Source organism: Bacteroidota bacterium, from assembly GCA_017303905.1.
Classification (GTDB): domain Bacteria; phylum Bacteroidota; class Bacteroidia; order B-17B0; family Aurantibacillaceae; genus JAHEYG01.
Genome location: JAFLBH010000001.1, coordinates 1,535,642 through 1,559,311, shown reverse-complemented (window position 1 = coordinate 1,559,311; position 23,670 = coordinate 1,535,642). Strand labels below are relative to the sequence as shown.

The 23,670-nt window shown below is 35.8% G+C and carries 21 protein-coding genes; 12 read left to right on the top strand and 9 right to left on the bottom strand.

Annotated elements, in window-relative coordinates; genetic code table 11:
• Positions 1–96: 96 nt before the first annotated feature.
• A complete protein-coding gene (locus J0L69_06560) occupies positions 97–441 on the top strand; it encodes a DHCW motif cupin fold protein (GenBank protein MBN8692839.1) in 345 nt (114 codons plus the stop codon).
• An 8-nt stretch (positions 442–449) separates the two neighbouring features.
• A complete protein-coding gene (locus J0L69_06555) occupies positions 450–968 on the top strand; it encodes a GNAT family N-acetyltransferase (GenBank protein ID MBN8692838.1) in 519 nt (172 codons plus the stop codon).
• Between the two features lie 147 nt (positions 969–1,115).
• Here the strand turns inward: J0L69_06555 and J0L69_06550 are convergent, their stop codons facing one another.
• On the bottom strand, positions 1,116–3,326 hold the full coding sequence (locus tag J0L69_06550) for a tetratricopeptide repeat protein (protein ID MBN8692837.1): 2,211 nt from the start codon (positions 3,324–3,326) through the stop codon (positions 1,116–1,118).
• Between the two features lie 116 nt (positions 3,327–3,442).
• Here J0L69_06550 and J0L69_06545 point away from each other — a divergent pair, with 116 nt between their 5' ends.
• The gene (locus J0L69_06545) at positions 3,443–4,198 is read left to right on the top strand and encodes a class I SAM-dependent methyltransferase (protein MBN8692836.1); all 756 of its coding nucleotides are present in this window, start codon (positions 3,443–3,445) and stop codon (positions 4,196–4,198) included.
• 4 nt (positions 4,199–4,202) lie between these two features.
• On the opposite strand, the gene J0L69_06540 is transcribed toward J0L69_06545, so the two are convergent.
• From J0L69_06540 to J0L69_06530, 3 genes are all read right to left on the bottom strand, one after another.
• A complete protein-coding gene (locus tag J0L69_06540) occupies positions 4,203–4,799 on the bottom strand; it encodes a pseudouridine synthase (protein ID MBN8692835.1) in 597 nt (198 codons plus the stop codon).
• Entirely contained in the window at positions 4,799–5,983 is a 1,185-nt protein-coding gene (locus J0L69_06535) for a DUF2062 domain-containing protein (protein ID MBN8692834.1), read from the bottom strand. Before J0L69_06535 ends, J0L69_06540 begins: the two co-directional genes overlap by 1 nt.
• Before the next feature lie 440 nt (positions 5,984–6,423).
• A complete protein-coding gene (locus J0L69_06530; protein MBN8692833.1) occupies positions 6,424–8,634 on the bottom strand; it encodes a bifunctional (p)ppGpp synthetase/guanosine-3',5'-bis(diphosphate) 3'-pyrophosphohydrolase in 2,211 nt (736 codons plus the stop codon).
• Between the two features lie 112 nt (positions 8,635–8,746).
• On the opposite strand from J0L69_06530, the gene J0L69_06525 reads away from it, so the two are divergent.
• Positions 8,747–9,340: a class I SAM-dependent methyltransferase gene (locus tag J0L69_06525; GenBank protein ID MBN8692832.1), complete on the top strand. Its 594-nt coding sequence runs from the start codon at positions 8,747–8,749 to the stop codon at positions 9,338–9,340.
• An 85-nt stretch (positions 9,341–9,425) separates the two neighbouring features.
• The gene (locus tag J0L69_06520; protein MBN8692831.1) at positions 9,426–10,535 is read left to right on the top strand and encodes an acyl-CoA desaturase; all 1,110 of its coding nucleotides are present in this window, start codon (positions 9,426–9,428) and stop codon (positions 10,533–10,535) included.
• Here the strand turns inward: J0L69_06520 and J0L69_06515 are convergent, their stop codons facing one another.
• From J0L69_06515 to J0L69_06500, 4 genes are all read right to left on the bottom strand, one after another.
• Positions 10,536–12,548: an OmpA family protein gene (locus J0L69_06515; protein ID MBN8692830.1), complete on the bottom strand. Its 2,013-nt coding sequence runs from the start codon at positions 12,546–12,548 to the stop codon at positions 10,536–10,538.
• A gap of 122 nt (positions 12,549–12,670) precedes the next feature.
• Positions 12,671–14,167, bottom strand: a complete 1,497-nt coding sequence (locus J0L69_06510) for a DUF5106 domain-containing protein (GenBank protein MBN8692829.1) — start codon at positions 14,165–14,167, stop codon at positions 12,671–12,673.
• A gap of 49 nt (positions 14,168–14,216) precedes the next feature.
• Positions 14,217–15,728 carry a DUF5106 domain-containing protein gene (locus J0L69_06505; GenBank protein ID MBN8692828.1) on the bottom strand — a complete coding sequence of 504 codons (1,512 nt, stop codon included), beginning with the start codon at positions 15,726–15,728 and terminating at the stop codon, positions 14,217–14,219.
• A gap of 114 nt (positions 15,729–15,842) precedes the next feature.
• On the bottom strand, positions 15,843–16,856 hold the full coding sequence (locus J0L69_06500; GenBank protein MBN8692827.1) for an aminopeptidase: 1,014 nt from the start codon (positions 16,854–16,856) through the stop codon (positions 15,843–15,845).
• Between the two features lie 27 nt (positions 16,857–16,883).
• Between J0L69_06500 and J0L69_06495 the strand changes: the two genes are divergently transcribed.
• Genes J0L69_06495 through J0L69_06480 form a run of 4 tightly spaced genes read left to right on the top strand, consistent with a single transcriptional unit; the run spans position 16,884 to position 19,858 of the window.
• Positions 16,884–17,651, top strand: coding sequence for a YdcF family protein (locus tag J0L69_06495; protein ID MBN8692826.1), 768 nt, complete (start codon positions 16,884–16,886; stop codon positions 17,649–17,651).
• Positions 17,651–18,919 carry a DUF2851 family protein gene (locus tag J0L69_06490; GenBank protein MBN8692825.1) on the top strand — a complete coding sequence of 423 codons (1,269 nt, stop codon included), beginning with the start codon at positions 17,651–17,653 and terminating at the stop codon, positions 18,917–18,919. The genes J0L69_06495 and J0L69_06490 overlap by 1 nt, the downstream gene beginning before the upstream one ends.
• A 20-nt stretch (positions 18,920–18,939) precedes the next feature.
• Positions 18,940–19,182 carry a PspC domain-containing protein gene (locus tag J0L69_06485; protein MBN8692824.1) on the top strand — a complete coding sequence of 81 codons (243 nt, stop codon included), beginning with the start codon at positions 18,940–18,942 and terminating at the stop codon, positions 19,180–19,182.
• Between the two features lie 10 nt (positions 19,183–19,192).
• Positions 19,193–19,858, top strand: a complete 666-nt coding sequence (locus J0L69_06480; protein MBN8692823.1) for a hypothetical protein — start codon at positions 19,193–19,195, stop codon at positions 19,856–19,858.
• On the opposite strand, the gene J0L69_06475 is transcribed toward J0L69_06480, so the two are convergent.
• Positions 19,855–20,667, bottom strand: a complete 813-nt coding sequence (locus J0L69_06475) for a TerC family protein (GenBank protein MBN8692822.1) — start codon at positions 20,665–20,667, stop codon at positions 19,855–19,857. The genes J0L69_06480 and J0L69_06475 overlap by 4 nt on opposite strands.
• A gap of 180 nt (positions 20,668–20,847) precedes the next feature.
• Here J0L69_06475 and J0L69_06470 point away from each other — a divergent pair, with 180 nt between their 5' ends.
• The 3 genes from J0L69_06470 to J0L69_06460 are packed head-to-tail and all read left to right on the top strand — an operon-like array spanning position 20,848 to position 23,416.
• Positions 20,848–21,201 carry a hypothetical protein gene (locus J0L69_06470; GenBank protein MBN8692821.1) on the top strand — a complete coding sequence of 118 codons (354 nt, stop codon included), beginning with the start codon at positions 20,848–20,850 and terminating at the stop codon, positions 21,199–21,201.
• Between the two features lies 1 nt (position 21,202).
• Positions 21,203–21,544, top strand: coding sequence for a PadR family transcriptional regulator (locus tag J0L69_06465; GenBank protein MBN8692820.1), 342 nt, complete (start codon positions 21,203–21,205; stop codon positions 21,542–21,544).
• A gap of 27 nt (positions 21,545–21,571) precedes the next feature.
• Entirely contained in the window at positions 21,572–23,416 is a 1,845-nt protein-coding gene (locus J0L69_06460; GenBank protein MBN8692819.1) for a PspC domain-containing protein, read from the top strand.
• The last annotated feature ends 254 nt before the right edge of the window (positions 23,417–23,670 follow it).

Below are 23,670 nucleotides of genomic sequence, written 5' to 3'. Positions count from 1 at the left end.
CACTAACAGGAAAATAAAAAACATTAAGCCCCGGAGGGGCGACCTGTTTCACTCCTCGGAATTAATGCGTAAATTCATACTTAAACAAATCTAATTATGCAGAATATTCCGTTTACCACCATTGACTGGACTTCGATACCAAAAACCGAACATAAAGGCGAGAACAGCACTTCTTATTGGCAAACCATTCAGTTTTCAGGCTTACGCATTCGCATTGTAGAATACTTGCCGGGTTACTTAGCTGATCATTGGTGTGAAAAAGGTCACGTTGTGCATTGTTTGGAAGGAGATTTCATTACCGAATTAAAAACCGGAGAAAAAACAAAATTAAAAAAAGGAGAAAGTTATGTGGTATCGGATGAATTAAGTTCACATCGCTCCTATTCCGAACATGGAACGAAATTATTAATTATTGACGGAGATTTTTTAAAGAAAGTATAGTGTACTTTATGTTTGATTTACAACCCATACTTCAAAATGAAATTATTAAGCTGATTCCGCTCAAGGAAACTGATTTTGAATTACTCTACAATATTGCCAAAGACCCGCTGATATGGGAACAACATCCCAATAAGAACCGCTGGCAACGCGATGTGTTTCAAAATTTCTTTGAAGGAGCCATAAAATCTAAAGGTGCTTTTGTGATTTACGATGCGCAAACCAATGAAGCTATTGGCAGCACACGCTTTTATGATTATAAACCGGAGGAAAGTGAAGTGAGTATTGGTTATACATTTTACGCAAAAAGTCATTGGGGAGGGAAATACAATCCCTCAGCCAAAAAGTTAATGATAGAACATGCGTTCCAATTTGTAGACAATGTGGTTTTTCATATTGGGGCGCAAAACATTCGTTCGCAAAAAGCCATAGAAAAATTAGGCGCTGTAAAAATCAGAGAAGAGGAAATTGCTTACTATGGTGAAGAATCAAAGTTGAATTTTATTTATCGCATTCAACGAAAATCGTAGATTCTAAAGTTTTATACCGATGATACACGCGTCGCGATCCCGAGGTTCGTCCCTCACTCGCGATCTCCTCCGGTGCTAAAGTTTAATTCCTATAATACACACGTCACGATCCCGAGGTTCGTCCCTCACTCGCGATCTCCTCCGGTGCTAAAGTTTAATTCCTATAATACACACGTCGTCGACCTGTTCGAGATTTCCTTTCCAATTCATAAAAGAATGATTGATGGCTTGAAATTGATTTACCATGGAGTTTGAATGCATGCTCACTAAAAGCTCCTTTAATTGCTTGTACTTGTATTTTTTTCCGTTGGCACCACCAAACTGATCAGCATAACCATCGGTAATTAGAAATAACATATCGCCACGTTTCAACTCTAACTCGTGCGTCACAAAAGGCTTTGGATTATCTACCTTTCCGATCGGTTGTTTATTTGCGGTTATTTCCTGTAACTCACCTGAACTAATGTACCACAAAGGATTATTGGCGCCAGACCATTTAACATACACTGAGTCGCTATTAGACTTTTTTACACTCAATAAAGAAATATCCATTCCATCTTTAACATCCGCCCCGCTTCTTGAAAATGTTTCTAAAACTAATTCTCTCGACTTGTCTAAAATTTCGCCGGGTACTGTTTTGCCAAATTCTACCACCGAACGATTCAAAGCATTTGAACAAACCACACTTACCATCGCGCCAGGCACACCATGTCCGGTACAATCTGCTGCTGCAATTAATGTTTCGTTATTCAATACATGCAGCCAGTAAAAATCACCCGCTACAATGTCCTTGGGTTTATAATACACAAAGTTCTCCTTGAATTGCTCATTTATTTGTTCCAAAGGCGGCAAAATAGCTTCTTGTAATTTCTTTGCGTAATTAATCGAATCTAAAATTTCCTTATTCTTTTCTTCCACTATGTGTTTTTGTTCCTCCACTACCGCTTTTTGTTGCGAAATAATTTCATTGTCGCGCTTCTTAACTCGATAACCTCTGTAAGCAATAACCAATACAACCAACACCAACACCAAACCAACTCCGTAAAACATTTTTATAGTTTGCTGTCGTGACAGCTCAATATCCTTTAATTCCCTTTCTGTTTTTAAATTATCAATTTGTAATTGCTTTTTCTCATTTTGATATTTAGCTTCCACTTCGGAAATACTCTTCGCGTTTTCCTCATTAAAAATAGAATCGTTTAGCGCAATATATAGTTTTTGATAAGTTGCCGCATTCTTATAATCCTTTAGCTCAAGATAAACATCGCCATACAAACTATACACATTGTTAAGCGTAACATTATCTCCCGTTTCTTTAGCGATTGTTTCAGCCAGCTTTAAATATTTCAATGCTTCCTGAAATTTCCCGATATTATAATGAACGCCCGCTAAATTTATATAAGCGGCATCCAATCCATCCTGATCCGTGTACTTTTGCTTTAGTTCAATTGATTTTTTGTAATAATAAATGGCGCTATCCGGCTTTTCATCTTCATAAACCAATCCTAAATTATTACATGTTACTGCCAAACCGGATTCCATTCCAATATCTGAATACAATTGATAACACTTAAGCATGTAAGCTTTGGCATTTTTCAAATCATTCATTTGTCCGTATATATTACCGAGTGTAGTATAAGAAACACCCATCGCTAAATCATCTCCTAATTGCTCACGTAATTTGAGTGCTTCAAATGCATAATCTAAAGCCTTTTTATAATCCCCTTTCTGGCGCATAACATTGGCTACTTCATTTAATGCACGTGCTTTTCTCTCCGGCTTATCGCATTTCTCAAATAAATCGATGGCCTTAAAAAGTAATTTAATAGCTACATCAAACTCTCCTTTTGTATCATAAATATCCGCCATGTTTGAATAACACATTCCTTCTTGCTCTACAAACTTCTCTTTCTTATAAAATACAGAGAGAGAGTCTAACTCTTTTAATGCTTCATCAATTTGTCCCATATTGCTCTTCGAAGTAGCAATATTAAAACTCATGTTCGCCGCGTTCTTGTAATTCTGTAATTCCAGAAAAAGTTCACGTGCCTTATTAAAGAAAATTATGGATGTATCGTGTACATCAATCTTCTTAAAGAACACACCTTTTTTCATGTAAGCCTGAGCTAACTTAGGCTTTAAGTTATTTTTCATTGCTAATTGTATGGCTGCATTCACATACTTTTCAGCTTCAAAGGGATCCTTTTTTAAATAAAAGTCGAAAATAGAAAGCGCTGCGTTATATTTAACCGTGTCGTGTCTTGCAGAATTAAAAACTGCTAACAACGAATCTGACTTTTGCGAAACGCCGATTAAACACTTGAATAGAAAAAGTGTAAATAAAATCTTTTTTAGCATAGTTAAATATAGCAATTTTTCGTAAACAACATAAGCCTTACTTACTTGTTAATATTCCTATGAAAACACTGTAAACTTGGCTACTTAATTTTATTACATTTACTAAAATTCAATCTATGAACGAAGAAAAAGTTTGGGACAACATCGGCAACAATTACAAAGAGGAAATCTTCAGTGTACTACACGCCGACCGCAATGCCCTTGTTAAAAAAACTATTTTCAAACACCGAAATAAAAACAAATTCGCCATTGATTTCGGCTGTGGAGTTGGTCATGCCCTACCGTATTTATCAGCATCATTTAAAACGGTACTGGCTCTAGATATCTCACAAAAATTATTAGACCAAATTAAAAAACGTAATTACCCCAATGTGGATTTACAAAAAATGGATTTGGCTAAAGTAAAACTCAATTTACCAAAAGCTGATTTTGCTTATTGTTGTAATGTTGCTATCTGTGACGATAACAAAAAGAATTATCAGATTCTCCATAACGTTATTCATTCGCTCAAAAAAGGCGGTACAGCTCTCATCGTCATTCCAAGTTTTGAATCTGCTTCTAATACACTCTATCATATGATAAAGTTGTATGAGAAAGACGGCAAGAAAATAAACCGCATTCCTAAAGATGAATTGAATCCTAAACAAAACACTTTACAACAAGTATCGGAAGGCATTCATTTCATCGATGATCATCCTACCAAACATTATCACATACAAGAAATCTATACATTATTTAATCAAAAAGGATTTTCAATAGAGTCAATTGATAAAATTGAATACGATTGGAAAACTGAAATCACCAATCCACCTAAAAATTTACAAGAGCCTTATCCATGGGATTGGATGGTGGTGGTGAAACGTACCAGTTAATTTACTAATCTTCTATTGAAAGTTTCAATTTTGTAAACAACTCTTCCCTGCTGATTTCTTTTACCTCACCGGGTTGCATACCGATTATATTTACATCTTCAATGTGTGTTCTGATTAATCGCTTACAATCGTGCCTTACTGCACTGCACATTTTTCGTATCTGACGGTTCTTCCCTTCTTTTAAAACAAACTCTAACCAAGTCTGCGGTAAATCAGCTCTGAATTCATGACCGCGTGGCGGTAAATAAGAAGGCTTTTCAATAATATTTACTTCACATTCTTTTGTATGATACTCTCCCTTTCCCTTTACTAAAATATCCACACCTGTTCTGAGGATTTGTAATTTTTCGGGTGTCACTACTTTTTCAACTTGCACAACATACCGTTTCGCTACTTTCCTGTCGGGATGCATCAACCTTCCTACCAAACTTTTATCATTCGTTAAAATCAATAAACCTTCGCTGTCATTATCTAATCTTCCGACTGCATTGGTCCCCTCAGGAAAATCGTATTCTAAATCGCATAACAATCGTAATTTATGCGGACTCACAAATTGTGATACCATTTTATAAGGTTTGTAAATTATAAAATAGCTATGCATTAAGCTTGATGTGGCTTGTATCTGAAAGCCTTTAAGGAAATAAGGGTAATCAAAAATCCGGCTACTGCAACAACAACAGATAACACTGTTGCACCCACAGTATAAACGTAAACATTCTTAAGTGCGTCAACAGTGAGGATTTTATTTAAATCAAGATTTACTTTTTCAGAAAGAACTAATTCGCCGGTTTTTACGCTGGCATATAATATAAATGGTATCATAGGCGGAACGCTTATCTGCGCCACTAATCCAACAACCACTTTGTTAAGTTTCAAAAAATGTGCGAGCAGAAGCGCTGTTGCAAATTGAAATCCCCAAATAGGAACAATTCCAAAAAATAATCCGAGTGCTACTGAACTGGCTTTCTTCATCGGACTTTCATGACGCGCTACAATTTCTTCACGCCATACTTTTTTCAGGTTGCTCAACGTAAATTTCCTAAGCAACATGACAGGCCTCCAAAATAACGCGGCCAAAATGCACAGATACGTATTTAAAAAACTGATGCGGGTGAAATCCTTACCAGGACGAAAATGTGTGACACGTTCTCCTTGCGGTGCATAATACACTTTTACAGGAACAGAAATCACCGGAATTCCTCTCCAGGCTGCTTTCACAATAACCTCAATCTCCAATTCAAACTTGGTAGTAAATAACCAAATATTGCGCATGCGCTTTACAGGATACAAACGATATCCGCTTTGTGTATCCGGTAATTTGATTCCGGTCTCTACCCAAAACCAAAAATTACTGAACTTGTTACCGAAGGTACTTTTGCCCGGCACATTATCCACCGCCATATTGCGGGCACCAATTATCAAACTATTCGGAACTTCCTCCACCTTGTTTAAGAAAGTGATGAAATCTTCCGGATAATGCTGCCCGTCGCTGTCGATTGTTATTACATAATCAAATCCTAACTCTAATGCCTTTTTAAATCCGTTACGCAAAGCCATTCCTTTGCCTTTGTTTACTTCGTGTTTAAATACGGTAATGTTGCTGAATTTTGAAATGATAACCGGCGTTGAATCGGTAGCGCCGTCATTCACAACAATAACATCATCACAATATTCCAGTGTTGTTGAAATAACGGCTTCTAAAGTCTTAGCGTTATTATAGGTGGGAATAAGAACACAAGCTCTTAAAGCTTTGAATTTGGATTTTGTTATTTCCTGCAATGACATGTTTAGTATGCAAAAATACTAAAGAATAAGGAATTTACTTCTTTTCAGGGCTAAAGCCCTATGTGTTATTTATTCATGAACCCTGACCTTCAGGTCAGGGTTTATGCTATCTACGCTTAGTCCGTATCAAATCTCACTCTTGGAAATACAAGACCACAACCCAATTAACAATTTTCATAAACCATATCATTGGCGCCTTCATTTTGATTAGACAAAACGTGATTATGAGTTTCTATTTATTATTAGCACAAAGCAACTAGGCTAAAGGTCAGACTACTAAATATTATAAAAAACGTATGATACCTGATTAAGTACAAAGCCCAATTGAAATTATTGCTTAATGAAAAATAGTTCCTTTTCATTTATTCTCGCTATAAAACAACCCCGGCCTTTAGGTCAGGGTTGTTGAATTGGAGCATGAAAGGGCTTTAGCCCTGAAATTATTTCTCCTGCTTTTCATCAATACGAATCACATTGGTAACACCCTTCACCTTTTTAAGGTTTTCCATCAAGTGATTTAAGTGCTTTGTATCATGAACGTAGACCATGATAGTTCCTTCGAAAATTCCATCATCGGTATCAAAACTGATGGAACGCATATTGATATTATTTTCATTCGAAATAACCTTTGTGATATTATTTACAATACCGAGTTCATCTGTTCCGATGATTTTAATACCGGCTAAGAATGAAATCAAATGTTCATTCATCCACTTCGCTTTTACTACACGATATGAATAATTGGAAAGCATTTTAACTGCATTCGGACAATTCACGCGATGAATTTTGATACCTTCACCAACAGTAATAAAACCAAACACATCATCGCCGGGAATTGGATTGCAACAAGCCGATAATTTATAATCCAGCTTTTGCATATCATCGCCAATCACCAACATATCGCTGCTTCCGCGAGCACTGGTCACCAACTGCTCAATTTTTTGTCCCGAACCTTTACGATGCGCGCCTTTCTCCGGCTTTTCTTTGAACTTTAAATAATCTTTAATCTCATTATTATCCACGTTACCCAAGGCCACACGATAAAATAATTCCTGAGAGTTAGGTAAGCGTAAATAATTGGCGAAATCATTCACGTTTTGTAGAGTGAAGTCAAGTTTGTTTTTATAAAACTTCTTCTCCAGTATTTCGCGACCACCTTCCGCAATTTTTTTGCGTTGCTCCTTTAAAGCGTTTTTTATCTTTGATTTCGCCCGAGCCGTGATAACATATCCAATCCAATCCTCTTTCGGTGTTTGTTTTCCTGAAGTTAAAATTTCAATCTGATCGCCACTTTTAATTTCATAACTCAACGGTACCAACTTATGATTTACCTTAGCACCAATACACTGCTCTCCAATTTTAGTATGAATATCAAAAGCAAAATCGAGAGCCGTTGCGCCACTCGGTAATGTTTTCATATCACCCTTTGGCGTAAACACAAAAATTTCATCCGAGAAAAGGTTGAGTTTAAAGTCATCCATAAACTCCAACGCATTTGCATCCGGATTCTCTAATAACTCGCGAATACGTTTAAGCCATCCTTCCAGATTATTTTCCTTCTCCTGTGCCGACTCTTTATATTTCCAATGGGCAGCATAACCTTTCTCAGCTAATTCATCCATACGAACCGTACGGATCTGTACTTCTACCCATTTTCCTTCCGGTCCCATTACCGTCGTGTGCAAACTTTCGTAACCATTACTTTTCGGAGTGGAAATCCAATCGCGTAAACGTTCTGGAGATGGATGATAGAAATCGGTGATAATCGAATATACTTTCCAGCAATCTGATTTTTCTTGTTCAAAAGGTGTATCAATTACAATTCGAATGGCGAATAAATCGTAAATCTCCTCGAACTTTACCCCTTTTGTTTTAATCTTATTAAAAATAGAATAAATAGATTTCGGTCGACCGAACATTTTAAATTTAAAACCTTGCTCTTGTAAAATCTCTTTGAGGGGTTCGATAAATTTTTGAATGAATTTCTTGCGCTGTGGTTCAGTTTCCGCTAATTTTTCTGCAATTTCCTTATAAGCTTCATCATCGGTATACTTTAAAGACAAATCTTCCAACTCCGATTTAATAGCATTTAATCCGAGACGATGCGCCAAAGGAGCGTATAAATACAAAGTTTCGCTGGCAATCTTCATTTGCTTATCGCGCTTCATATGCTCTAATGTGCGCATGTTATGAAGTCGGTCGGCAATTTTAATCAAGATAACCCTCACATCCTCCGCCATGGTGAGTAACACCTTACGGAAGTTCTCTGCCTGAATAGAAGATGTATTATCAATTACACCTGAAATTTTTGTTAAGCCATCAATGATTTGCGCAATTTTATTTCCGAATAAGCCACGAACATCTTCAAGCGTTAAGTCAGTATCTTCAACTGTATCGTGTAACAGAGCACAAACGATAGCAGTGGCACCTAATCCGATTTCCTCGGCACAAATATGCGCAACAGCAATAGGATGATAAATATAAGGTTCGCCGGATTTACGACGCATTTCCTTATGCGATTCAACAGCCACTTCAAAAGCCTTACGAATCATTTCCTTATCACCCTTTTCTAAACGGTGTTTACAGGCCTTGATGAGTGCTTTGTAGCGGTTCAGAATTTCTTTTCGTTCGGCAACAAGATCAATTTGCATAGTGCGGGTACGTATTTGATTTACTAAATTTACAATCAATTATAAAAATACAAAACTGAAAACACTGTTTATACATATTTTCTATTTTTTTCGCTCAGTTTATTACCGCGGATTGTTCAATACTTTAGCTATTGGCAAAAGTGAAAGCCACTATGAAATTGAACTTGGTATATCTACATCCGGAATTGTAAAATCCGACGATAAAGATAATTTTCACTATCAAGGGGCGGGTTATTTGGCGCTTATACGCGTGTTTAATGAATTACCATCAGAACTTAAAAATAAAACGCTCATTGATTATGGCAGCGGGAAAGGCCGCGCTCTTTTTTGCGCTGAATTTTGTGGGTTTAATCGCCTCATTGGCGTGGAGCTCGATGCGGATTTATGTTCCGAAGCCCGAAAAAACGCGATGAATTACCGAAAAAAAAGACCGGAGAGCACCTTCGAATTTGTGCATCAAAATGCCCTTGACTATACTATTCCCGCAGACACAGGCACTTTTTATTTCTTTAATCCCTTCTCTGATGTTATTATGGAAAAAGTAGCTGATAACATCATAAAACACTCTGTAAAAAATAACATGTCTGTATATGTTGCGTATTTAAATCCTACCTACAAAAAACTTTGGGAGGCAAAAGGATTCGTAGTTTATAAGACTATTCAAACAAAGCGATACACCGAGGCCATTATATATAAATTCGGTTAATCGATATTTAATGCTTATATTTACTTTATTATTCCTCTTTTAATTTGTTTTTTAGTTGAGTAATGCTTAACTAAATATAACATACATGCAATTAAAAGCTAACCTCCGGTTTACAAATAACGAACAAGCCGAATTTTTCTCTACACTTCGTAGAAGAGTTGATACTTACTTCAGAGATAACAAAATTTCTCCGTATGCCAATGCGCAAATGATTATTAAAAGTATCGTGCTGCTATCAGCTTATTTTGTTCCATTTTTTTTCATTGTATTTGTGCCACTCCCCTTCTGGCTTCTTGTTACAATGTGGTCGGTAATGGGTTTCGCTTTAGCCGGTGTAGGCATGAGTGTGATGCATGATGCGAATCACGGCTCTTACTCTTCCAACAAAACCATCAACGGTATAATGGGTTATACACTTAATGTACTTGGCGGAGCGGTATTTAACTGGAAACTTCAGCATAATGTTTTACACCATACTTACACCAACATTGTACATATGGATGAAGACATAGAAGATAAATTAATAATGCGTTTCTCTCCGCACACCGAGCTTAAATGGTATCATAAATTCCAATGGGTTTATGCGTTTTTCTTTTATGGTATACTTACCTTATATTGGGCTTTAATTAAAGATTTTGTTCAATTTGTACAATACAAAAGAAACGGCGTAAACAAAAACACCGCTAAACAAAACCGTATCGTATTATTGAAAATTATTGGGCATAAGGTAATTTACTTTAGTTACTTTTTCCTAATTCCTTGTCTGGTTTTTAAGGTTGCTTTCCTGCCGCATTTATATGGCTTCTTGTGGATGCAATTTATAGCAGGAATCATTTTAACCACTGTATTTCAATTAGCACATACTGTAGAAGGAACTACTTATCCATTACCGAATGAAGGTGGTACCATCGAAAACAACTGGGCTATTCATCAAATGAATACCACCGTTAACTTTTCCCGAAAAAATAAATTCATTTCCTGGTATGTTGGCGGATTAAACTTTCAGGTGGAACATCACTTGTTTCCCCGTATTTGTCATGTACATTATCCTGCCATTTCAGAAATTGTAAAGACAACCGCTGAAGAGTATAACATTCCTTATTTGGAAAATAAATCGCTTACGGACGCGCTGAATGCGCATGTGAGGGCGTTAAAAAAACTGGGACTGCCTTCTATCAATGAAGCAATAGCCTAATTAATCTTCCGTAATTAAAAATTCGGTGCGGCGATTTTTCGCACGCCCTGCTTCGGATGAATTATCAATGAGTGGTTTTGAAGAACCAAATCCTTTTGCTGTTATTCGATTTCCATCAATGCCATAAGATTCAATTAAAGCTTTCACAGTAAATGCACGATTGGCAGATAAGGCCTGATTAGCGCTTGCGTTACCAACATTATCGGTATGACCTTGAATCTCTATTTTCACCTTAGGGTGCTCTTTGAGATAATCCGCAAAAGCTTGCAATACCACTTTTGATTCCTCTTTTAAATCAGCACTGTTGGTGTTATAATAGATGTTATTAATCACAAACGAACTTCCCACTTTCACAGAATCTGTGATTAATTCAACCGGTTTTGGAGGCATGCTAAAACTTGCTTCTTTAGTACTGATTAAAGCTGAGGAGAATGCCAGTTCTTTATTCTTTATTGTTAAGATATAATCATCCTTTTTATCTACAACAACGGCTGCCATAAACTTACCGGTGGTAGAGTCTACTAAGGCATTTGTTTTTTGTTTGGTTTTCACGTTTTGTAATTCAACCGTTGCTCCCCAAACCGGATCCCCTTCTTTAGTTTTAATTTCTCCACTCATGAAAGTCGTTTCCTTAGGTCTTGCCGCTTCATATAATGGGAAAGAATACAAATCATAACGGCCCACGCCTTTACCATTTACCTTACCGCCTTCATCCGAAAAGAAATAACCGCTCTTCGCATCCGTACTTACAAAAAAGCCGGTATCGTCACCACCCGAGTTAATTGGCTTTCCAATATTTTCAGCATCACCCCACTCTCCTTTTTCATTCTTACGGATGTAAAATATATCCAATCCTCCAAAACCAAAATGTCCGTCGCTGCTGAAATATAAAGTTTGACTATCACTATGCAAAAACGGCGTTTTCTCATTGCCGCTGGTATTAATTTTATTACCCATGTTAACAGCAGGTCCCCATACATGTGTTACAGGATCGCGCTTGCTAATATATAAATCTATTCCTCCAAAACCTCCGGGACGATCACTCGCAAAAATTAAAGTATTACCATCAGCAGAAATAGTAGGCTGCGAATCCCAATAAACAGGGTGATTAATTTGTGGTCCTAATTTTTGAAAGGGTTTCCATTCATCATCCACATTACGACTCATGTAAATATCGCAATTCGCTTGCGCGCCACCTTCATGACGCATCATGGCAAAGTATAAATATTTGTTATCAATACTGATGGTACAACCGCCCTGATTATCGGAGGTTTCATTAAACGGATACGGCATTTCATCGCCGGCATTAAACACACCTGTTTTATCACGCACGGCAAACATAAATGCTTCGCGTTCTTTATCGGTTTGATAGACTACATTTTTATTATTGATGGGTAATCTTCTAACGTAAAAACAAATTTTATCATCAGGAGATATGTACGCAAGATATTCATCACGTGGTGTAGAAACTCCCAATACAACTTTAGGATCGAAAGGCACAACTTTTTTATTCAATTCATTCTCCTTCTTAGCCGATTTAATCATTTCCTTCGCCTGAGAGAGCTCTGCTTCATAATCCTTACCGTATTTCTTCTCATTATCGTCTTTAAACTTGATGAATTTATCGAGGTATTTTATGGCCGAATCATTTTTTAATTGCTCGTAATAATCAAATCCGATGTAGTAATAAGGCTCAGAATGAATTTGCGGACAATTCGCAATCGCTTTTAAAAAGAATGGAACCGCCGGTGTAAATGCTTTTCCTTCCAGTTTACAATGTACGATGATTTCGAGTCCCATTGATAAGTTAGCTTCTGCAAAATCAGGATCTTCCTGCAAACATTCTCTCAGATATTTTAAACGTTCGGGTTTCGGCGTTTTTCTATCCGTTCCTTTTAAATACAGTTTCTCCAGCTTTTTATCAATTTCCTTACAATAGGTTTTGTCTCCGTCTTCTTGCGAAAAAAACGGCACACTTAAAACCATCCCTAAAATGAGTAGAATATTACGCATACGAAACAATATGTTATAAGTAAATTTAAGCTAAAGGTTACGTGTTTAGTTTAAATTTTTGAATGTTTATGTACTATTAAATGTTAAAAACAAAACCCCTCGGAGGGAGGGGCTTTATTGACTTATTTTTCTTGCTTATCAAACACTTTTATCATTTCCACTGCTTGATCCACCGAGAGGCGCTTCGCCTTAATCTTTTTGTCTTTATCTAACAGATAGATGACCGGAGTGGAGAAAATATCGTATTTAGTTTTAATGTTATTAATATGCACCGGATCATACACGTTCATGAAGTCGAGTTTGTTTTCAATCAAATACTTTCTCCATTTATCGTATTCGTGTTGTGTATAAACGGCGAAAATTTTTAAATCGTACTTGCTTTTCATTTCAGCATAGGCTTCTTTTAACTTTGGCATTTCGGTTTTACAATGACCGCAATCTACATCCCAGAATACTAATAAGGTCCACTTAGCTTTAACTGAATAAAGTGTTGTGAATAATGCAGTGAGTTTTTGCGCGTTATCGTAATACAACTTGGTAACACTAGAACTTGTTTTAGCAGTGTCAAATCCCATTTTATTGGTGATTTTTGCATTCACCGTATCAATCATCAATAAATCCGGAGCCTGAGACCCCAATAAAAGTGGCCGCAAAATATCAACTCTCTCGGCTATCTTTTTACTTGTAGTTTCATCGTAAACACCTTTAGCCATTCCGGTTCTTATGTATGTATCAACTAAATCACAAAACACTTTATCAAAACCCATGATTTTACTTTGCTCATACGTTGGCATAAAGTAAGCCAACAAAAATTTAAACATATCACTCTCAGGATTACACTGCTTCATTATTTTATTAATTTCGGTAGTAATGGTATCAGGCATTTGAATAATTACGTTATTGAAATAACGCTTTAAACGATCCGCGAAAAATGGTGTACGCAAAACACGATCGTCTTTAAAGTTCACCCCATCCCAAAAATGGGTTTTATAATATTTGTAAACGGCGATGCTATCCGGACGACCATTACTGGCTTTAGGAATTTCCTTTAGTTCCTTCTCGGTTTTCAAGTTTAAAACATCGTATAAAAATGTTCCGGTATGTGAGTTCATGAATTCCTGATCAAACTTCATCACGGCCTTATTCAATTCAGCTGATTTTTCTTTCATGAAGTTTGTTGAATCTTCCTTTGATTTACCTTTAGTTTGCTCTCTTAATTTCCCAAACTCCTGATTGCGTTCTGTGATATAATTGATGTATTTAAAAAATTCTTCATTCTCCTTAGAGCCCGGCGCTTTTAAATTTTTTACAAAATCAGCCGCATCCGTTGTAATGCTGAGTTTAGAAGATTCATTTATAAAAAAGTCAAAATACCTCACCTTTTCCTGACTAACTAAAAAGTAAACGCCTTTATCGAGGTCCTTTTTACCTTTAAATACAATATTTCCCTTGTTTACTTTTTTGCAAGTATCTACAATATATGGTTTATCGAAGGTATACTTTGCCAGATAAGCTACGGTATCTGTATTTCCCTTAATAGAAATTTTAATATCGTAACCACCTTGCGCAACAAGTTGTGATGATAAAAGAGCGGAGAATGCTATTAATAGTTTTTTCATAATTCGGATTTGCATTACAAATTTAACAAAACATTAAACTTTGACGTCATTAATTGGTTTTAAATTTCTTTTCGTGAATTTCTATCAATTCCGGTATTTTATCTACCGGCATATGCTTAGCGATTATCGTTTTCTTTTCATCCAGAATAAACACCTTTGGTGTAGAGAAAATGTCGTACTTGTTTTTCATGTTATTTATGTAAACCGGATCATAAAGATTGATGAAATCAAGCTTTTTAGAAATTAGATATTTGCGCCATTTTTCAAATTCCTGCAAGGTATACACCGCTACAACTTGTACATCGGTCTTTTTCTTTAACTCATGATAAACCTCCACCAATTTAGGCATCTCCGTCTGGCAATGACCGCACTCCACATCCCAAAAAATAAGCACCGTATACTTCGCTTTTATAGACGAAAGCGGTTTATACATGGGAGTGATTTTTTGCATGTTAGCATAATATAATTTTGTTACCGACTCAGAAGTTTGTGCCGTATCAAATCCCATTTTATTTACAATTTTACCATTGATAGTATCAATCAACATTAACTCCGGCGCAATGGAGCCAATCAATAATGGTTTTATTTTATCTGATTTCTCAATGATCTTCTCAACTGTTTTTTCATCGTAAATGCCTCCGGCCTTTTTAGTTCTGATGTAATTGTCTACCAAATGAACAAACACTTTATCGAATCCCATCAGTTTATGATTTTCGTAATTCACCATAAAATAAACGAACATGTATTTAAACATTTCGCTCTGTGGTGGACACATTTTTAAGATTTTGTCCATCTCAACGATAACCGAATCCGGACCTAACTGCTGAATGAGCTGATCAAAATATTTATTTACGCGGGTTTCCAAAAACTGAGTACGTAACAAACGATCATCCGAAAAATTAATCCCATCCCAATAATGATTCTTATAATAATTAAAACGGTAAAAAGCTGAGTCGGTAGCGTTTTTTAAACGTGGCATATCAGCATCTTTTACTTCCTTTTCGGCTTTTAAATTCAACCAGTCACCAAAAAACTTTCCTTTTTGGGCAGCTGTTACATCCTTCTCAAATTTGGCCACTTCATCGGAAAACACTTTTACCTTTTCACTGATAAATTTCGTTGAATCTTCCTTACTCATACCCTTCGTTTTCTCTCTTAATTCAGCGAAAGCTTTGTTTTTATCCATGTAAAAACGTGTATACGCAAAGAAATCTTCATTTTCCTTAGAGCCGACAGATTTCAAATTATACTGCAAATCGGCCATGTCAGAAGTGAAATTAAGCTTGGTATTCTCGTTCAAGAGAAAATCAAACATATGTCCTTTTTGCTGGTTCACCAGGAAGTAAACGCCTTTGTCGAGATCCATTTTCCCTTTAAAAACAATCGTTCCCTTTTGTACTTTTTTGCAGGTGTCAACTAAGTATTGCTTTCCGAAATTATACTTCGCCAGATAAGCCACGGAATCCGTAAAATTTTTTATGGACACTTTGATTTCATATCCGCCTTGCGAAAAAACATTTGTCAAAGTAAAAAAGGATAAAATTGTAAGAGCTTTTTTCATATATAAAAATTTGTTCTTAAAAGGCCATATGGTATACCTCTGTTATTTTGTTGGCTTTGGCGTTTTGGAAACAGGGGTATTTCATGGAGTTAAAGTTATAAAGATGCGTATTTTTTATTTCAAAGATTGTACCATTTCCCGGAGGTTGGATTTATAAATTTTGTTAAAATCCCTCTCTAGAGAATCCTGCAAAGCATTATACTGTTCAAAATCAACGAACCAAGCATTACCCGAGGATTTAATCTGCTCACATATCCTGTTAACCTTATCCTTTCCTTCAATTGGTAAATCACGGTATCCATTGAGTAAATGAAATATCTTTTGCTGTTTTAGAATTAATCTGCTGCCATTTGATACATTCGAAATACTATCATAAAACCGATTGAGAGAAGTAATAACATGAGTTGTATAATCATCAATGATTTTGTTGTCGGAGTATGACTTTTGGTAGGCATTTAAGGCTGCAGTATCAGTAATTAAAAATTGCAAGGTGGCTTTATGCGCAATAAACGAAGCTAAATTCTCATTGTAATCTACAGAGCTCGGTGCGTAATAAGTGGCGTGAAATAATTCATGAAAAATTAAATTGCACAACCAACCTTTACTTCTGCTTAACATGCCGCTTAAAACCGGGTCGCTAAACCAACCTAGGGTTGACCAAGCTGAAACCGGACGAACATCTACATCATATCCAAGACAAATCAGTCTGTTTTTTTCAATCAATGCTTTTTCCTTTGTAAAGAAACCTTTGTATGAAACTTCGCCAACAATTGGAAAAGACCAGTAAAAAGCTTTGATAGAATACTTTTCGGAGGCTGAAACAACCCATAACAAAGGGTCATTGTTGTGGTTGTAGATTTGTGTAAAATTTTTGGTTGGTTTAAATCCCAATGAATCCTCGGAGTAGCGCTTAATCTCCATGATTAAATTTAAATTATCGAGTTCCTTTTTATCCGGATTTACTTCTTTAATATAATCTTCAAAACTTTGCTTTCCATTAAGAATCTTTATTTGACCGATGGCTTGATTTGCCAAATAAACACCGGTTGAATGAAATAAGGATGCTAAAAACATCATGAGCCAAAGCAATAGGTGTATGGATATTTTCAAAATGGCTTTAAAAGACATATATAAAATCACTAATTTCGGGGTATTATGTTTTTCTTTTTATCCAAAGTATTAACATTCCTGTTTTCACCGCTGGTTTGGTTTTTTTTCCTGATTATATGGGCTTTTAAAACTAAAGTGGAAGGCCGTCGCAAAAAGCTATTTATTACAAGTTTATCCATACTCTACATTTGTTCTAATTCGTTTATAATCGATGAACTGGCACGTGCCTGGGAACCGGTTACTCCCGATTATTACATGACTGAAGAAAAGTACGATGTAGCCATTGTATTGGGGGGGATAGGCCGCATTGATGAGCGTCAGCAACGCTTCGATTTTGGTTATTCGGGCGACAGACTGTTTCAAACCTTGGAATTGTACCATAGAGGAAGAGTTAAACAGATTTTGTTTTCAGGAGGCAGTGGCAGTATTCGCTTTCCCGAACATAAAGAAGCCTTATATGTAAAAAAATATCTAAACACCATTCATATTCCTGATTCTGCACTTATAATAGAATCACAATCCAAAAACACTTATGAGAATGCCGTTTTTAGCAAAAAGATACTGGATAGCTTAAAATTTAATGGAAATATCCTATTGGTGACCTCCGGTTATCATATGCCACGTTCGATGGCTACATTTGAAAAAGCAGGATATACAAACATTACGCCATACATCACGAATCGCATTAGCGGACTAAGACGTTTTGATTGGGATCATTGCTTAATTCCAAATCCGGAAGCACTACAAACTCTAAATTTCTTAATTCATGAGTGGATTGGTTACTTAGTTTATAAACTAAAAGGCTATGCGTAATGAAAGAGGATTTATTGCAATTTATATGGCAATATAAATTATTTGATCACACGAACCTGCTTACGGTTAACAAGCAACCCATACATATTCTGAATCCCGGTGAGTTAAATAAGGATTCGGGGCCTGATTTCTTTAATGCTAAAATTCAAATCGGTGACATTATTCTAGCCGGTAATGTGGAAGTTCATGTAAATGCCGGCGATTGGAATAAACATGGTCATCAAGATGACCCTGCATATAAAAATATCATCTTACATGTGGTTTATAACAACGATTCTGAAATAAAATCCATTCAAAACATTGAAGTACTTGAATTAAAAAATCATATTAGTTACAATCTGATTAAAAAATATGAATCACTGGTTAATTCAAAAAAAGCATTGGCGTGTGCGGGACAAATCGGGAAACTAGACTCTTTAAAAATTCAAAGCTGGTTAAACAGAATGCTCATCGAAAGGCTAGAGAAAAAAACCGAATACATTCAAAAGCAATTTGAGCAATGTAAAAACGATTACTCACAAACCTTTTACTTAACGCTTGCCAAAAACTTTGGTTTTAAAACTAACGCAGAACCATTCGAGAATTTAGCACGTCACTTACCCTTAAGTTTACTGCTAAAACATTCTGATAATCTATTTCAGATAGAGGCCTTGCTATTTGGAACGGCCGGACTACTCGACAAGAGTTACAAGGATAAATACCTGCAACGATTACAAAACGAGTTTGAGTTTTTAAAAAACAAATATGGTTTAGTGCCTTTAAATGCCGGCGTTTGGAAATTCATGCGCATGCGCCCGGCCAATTTTCCAAGTGTTCGAATGTGGCAACTGGCAAAATTGATTCATCATTCTCCAAACTTGTTTTCTGAACCACAACACTTCAATTCAATTAAAAAACTAAGCGAAGTATTGCAACATGAACCGGAAGGTTATTGGCAAACGCATTACAATCCGGGGGGAAAGCCGCAACAAAAAATCGGCGCGATGGGTCTTCAATCAATAGAAAATATTTTAATTAATACCATTGCACCGTTTTTATTCTTCTACGGCAAACAAAGCGCGAATGAATATTTAAAACAAGCTGCGTTGGAAAGTTTTGAAGGCACTGATTTTGAATCGAATGTTAAAACACGTTATTTCACCAAAGAAGGTTTAAACTTCAACAGCTCAGGAGAAAGTCAGGCTTTAATTAACTTATTTGATAATTATTGTAAAAATAAACAGTGCTTAAAGTGTGGAATTGCCTCACAACTCTTGATAAAACCCTAAATTTTTTTATATTTGTAAGTATGATAAAAGGAATTGTATCTTGGTTTGAAGAACAAGCGTTTGGAGTGTGTGAATGGTGGGGCAAAAAACTTGGCATTAAAACCACAAAAATCAGAATGTACTTTATCTACCTTTCGTTTTTTACGTTTGGGAGTCCGGTTATAATTTATTTTATAATGGCATTTATACTGGAACACAAAAATTATTTTAAGCCGTTATATACACGCAACAAGAGAAGAAGCGTGTGGGATTTGGAATTTTAAAAAAAGTAACATGAAAAAAATTATCACCATCAGTTTGGGCGTAGTGGCTCTAAGTTTAAACGCACAGGAAGTTAAAGTTAAAGACAGCAACGAAAAATTTTCATCGGGTAGTCACGAATGTTTAAAAACGACCATTTATTATGTTGATAAAGACAAAGTGATGAGCGAATGGAAAAGTAAATTAAATGATTTTAAAGATGAGAAAGTAAGTCGTAAAGGCGATGAAATATTTGGTGACAATGTTTTGATAAAAGATTGGGGCAATAATCCGGTAGATATATACAGTGTATTTGAAGAAGATAAAGACAAAAAGACGGTAACTATGGCTGTTGCAGTTGATTTAGGTGGGGCATATCTAAGCGGTTCCGACAAGGATAAACATAATTACATGGAAAAGTTAATTAAAGACTTTGCTGTTAAGATTTCCAAGAAGGCTGTAGAAGAAGAATTAAATACTACCGAAAAAGCATTAAGTAAATTAGAAGGTGAACAAAAAGATTTAGAATCGGAGAATAAAAAACTGAAAGACGATATTGAAGATTATAAGAAAAAAATCAGCAAAGCAGAGAGTGATATAAAAGACAATGAAGGCAAGCAGGGTAAGAAAAAAGGCGAAGTGGAAGCTCAGAAAAAAGTAGTTGACGAAGTGAAGAAAAAACTGAACGGGATTAATTAATCCTGTTTATTCTCACTTACTTTATCGGGATCAAAATCTTTCTCGCGTTTAATGCGTTTTTCACGCATATTAAATAACTCTACCATTAAAGCAAAGCCAAGCGCTACATAGGCGTAATTCTTATTAATTTCAACATGGTGATCGTGTGTTACTGTAAAATTATAAGCATCCGCTACTGCCTCCGCAACAAGAATTCCTCCAATAACTAATAAGAAAGACAAGGCGATAGTTTTGATACCGGGATTTCGATTAATGAACTCAGCTACTACACCTGAAAACAACATCATTAAAATCATCGCGATAATAACAGCAGTAATCATAATCAAAATATTGCCTGATAATCCAACAGCCGTTAATATAGAATCGAAAGAAAAAACTATATCAATTAATACAATTTGAAATACCACCGATTTAAACGTAGCACTTCCTTTTTTCGAAGTTATTTCATGATCCTCGCCTTCCACCTTCTCATTAATTTCCATCCAGGTTTTATAGAGTAGAAATAAACCTCCTAAAAATAAAATCAATCCCCTACCCGATACACCATAAATTCCTAAATGAAATAATGGATCTTTTAAAGAAGCAATCCATCCTATAGAAAATAACAATATACATCTCACAATAAGCGCTAGTGCTAAACCTATACGGCGGGCTTTTTGCTGATGAATCTTCGGAAGTCGGTCGGCAGTAATGGATATGAAAATGATATTATCTATACCGAGTACAATTTCTAGAACCGATAAAGTAAGTAATGAAATAAGGCCTTTTAGGCTTAATAAGGCATTTAAATCCTGTGAGTAATCGTGCATTTTTCAGTTTGACTTTACAAAGTTAAGGGTATTTTAAGACTTTCATAAAAAATTATTCTTATTGATTTACAGTACTTTACATAATTTTACAGTACTATGTTTTGCATAATACCTTTATTTGCACTTATCTTTGTATCACCAAATAACTGATATAGCATACTAACATTAAAAAAATAAAAAATGAGAAAATTAATTCAAAACCCCGTAGGCCTAATAAAATTCACAGGTATTGTGGCATTTAGCTTCGGTACTCTATTTACTCAGGCCCGCAACTTAAACAACGCCGGCGAAGAGGCTGAGAAAACTGTAAAAGAACATGTGAAATTCCCGAAACTGATTTTACCGGTTCAACAAAATGAAAAGGTAGAAGTTGTTTTTACAACGGCTGAAAACGGAAAAGTGAATTTCGTTTTAGCAAAAACCGATAACAAGGTTTTAAAAACTGAATTAGAAAAACAATTTCAGGATTTAACCTTTAATAAATTAAAAGCAAACGTTGCTTATAGTATAGTGTTTAATTTCAAAACTCTTTAAGATGTCAGTAAATTCAGAGAACACAAGAGCGCAAATGCGAAAAGGTGTTCTTGAACTATGCATACTTTCTATCCTTTCTAAAGGTGATGCGTATCCAACCGAAATCATCGATAAATTAAAGGAAACAAAGTTAGTTGTAGTTGAAGGCACCCTCTACCCGCTGCTCACCCGATTAAAAAATACAGGACTGCTTGCTTACCGATGGGAAGAAAGCACCTCCGGACCACCACGCAAATACTACAAACTCACCGAAATCGGAGAGCAGTATTTAAAAGAAGTTCAGCAATCGTGGTTTGAACTGGTAGACATAGTAAATAAAACAATTGATCAACAAAAAAATTAAATAATAAAATATTAAATCATCATCACAATGAATAAGACAGTAACCATCAATATAAGCGGCATCATTTTTCATATTGAAGAAGACGCTTATGATAAACTCAGTAAATACCTGAGTACAATAAAAGGATACTTCAGTAAAACGGATGGCGGAAACGAAATTATGTCCGACATTGAAGCCCGTATCGCAGAAATGCTTCAAAGCAAAACAAGCGCGGTTAAGCAAGTAGTTTTAATGGCCGATGTAGATTCAGTTATTGAAGCTATGGGGAAACCCGAAGAATTTGCTGAAGGTCATACTGAAAAGGAAGAACAAGAAGAAGAATCTTTCCAATCATCCGAACCAATTAAAAAACGTTTGTTCCGTGATCCGGATAACAAAGCAGTGGGTGGTGTATGCTCCGGTATTGCTGCTTACTTTGATGTGGATATTGTTTGGATCCGTTTGGCGATGTTCTTATTAGTATTCTTCGGAGGACTTTCTTTATGGGTTTACATCATCCTTTGGATTGTTATTCCTGAAGCGAAAACTACTGCTGAAAAATTAGCGATGCGCGGTGAAAAAATTGATATTAATAATATCAGTAAAACCGTTAAGGAAGAAGCTGAGCAATTAAAACAACGTGCCAAAAAATACGGTAACGATTTAAAAAATAATAGTCAGGATTTTCGCAACGATTCACGTAACTTTTTTGACAAGCTGGGCGATTTCATTAAAGACTTTCTTATCATCTTTTCGAAGTTTTTTGCGCGCATCATAGGATTGGTTCTTTTAATTTTTGGTGTGATTTTTATGTTGGGATTAATGTCGAGTGTGTTCGGGTTTTCAATTGCAGGAACCAACACTGAATTTAACGACTGGGTAAACATTTTCTTCATGGATAGAAGTCATTATACCATGGGCTTAATAGGTGTGTCCTTATTCTTCGGTATACCTTTTATAATGATGATTTACGGTGGTGTAAAATTATTGTTCAAAATCCATTACAGTAACCGTTGGTTAAACATTTCGGCGGGATTAATTTGGTTCGTTGGTTTTATCATTGTATTGTTTGTTGGGATTAAAACAGGAAAAGATTTCGGTGAAGCAGGAAAAGTAAAAGAACCTATTAAAATTGAAACTGAGCGCGATACTTTATTCTTAACGCTTACAAAAAGCAAAGAACTTTACACTCGCCTGAATTTAAATGAGGAAGATTACGATGATTACGATCATGAAGGAAATCATGTGAGAATTCACAGACGTCACAGCGACTACGTGGTAGCAAACAGTGATAAAAACAAATTGATAGTTGGTTATGCTTCTTTAAATATTTTACCGGCCAGTGGAGATAACTTTGAGCTGTATGTAATTAAAAAAGCGCGCGGTGAAGATAAACGTGCAGCTGTTGCAAGAGCGAAAAGCATACGTTATAACATCACACAAAACGACAGCATCCTTTCCTTCGATGAAATTTTCACAGTAGATGCATCAAATGAAAAATTCAGAATGCAAGACATTCAGGTTATTTTAAAAGTGCCGCGCGGTAAAGTTGTACACCTCGATAAAAGTTTAGATGGCTTTATTTATGATGTGGAAAATGTTACCAATACTTACGATGGTGACATGGTTGGTCGTCGCTGGATAATGAATATAAACGGGTTGGAGTGTGTGGATTGCGAAGGTATAATGTTTGATGATGAACATGATCTCCCAAAACCTCCGGCACCACCTGCTCCTCCCATCAATGTGGAAGCTTCTGAAGCAAACGTAAATATCGGTAAGGATGGAATAAAAATTAACTCGAAAGATGCGAATGTTCACATTAATGATAAAGGAATAAACATCGATACCAAAGGCGATAAAGGTAACAAAGGTGATAAGGGTGAAAAATAATCCAATCCTGTAACTTTTAAACGCCATTAAGCGTTATATTAAAAAACTAAACACCTGAACTTTCATGTTTGTTGGGTGTACAAGTAAAATAAAAGTAAAGTGTGTGTGATTTATTTTTATTTAAACAGCAAACCCCCGAAAAACAGATTCGGGGGTTTTGTTTTTAGTATCTAAAATTAATCGCATGATTTTAGGTTACTTAAACGATTTAAATTAACATTTCCAATCATTTTCTAATCTGTAAAACAAGGATT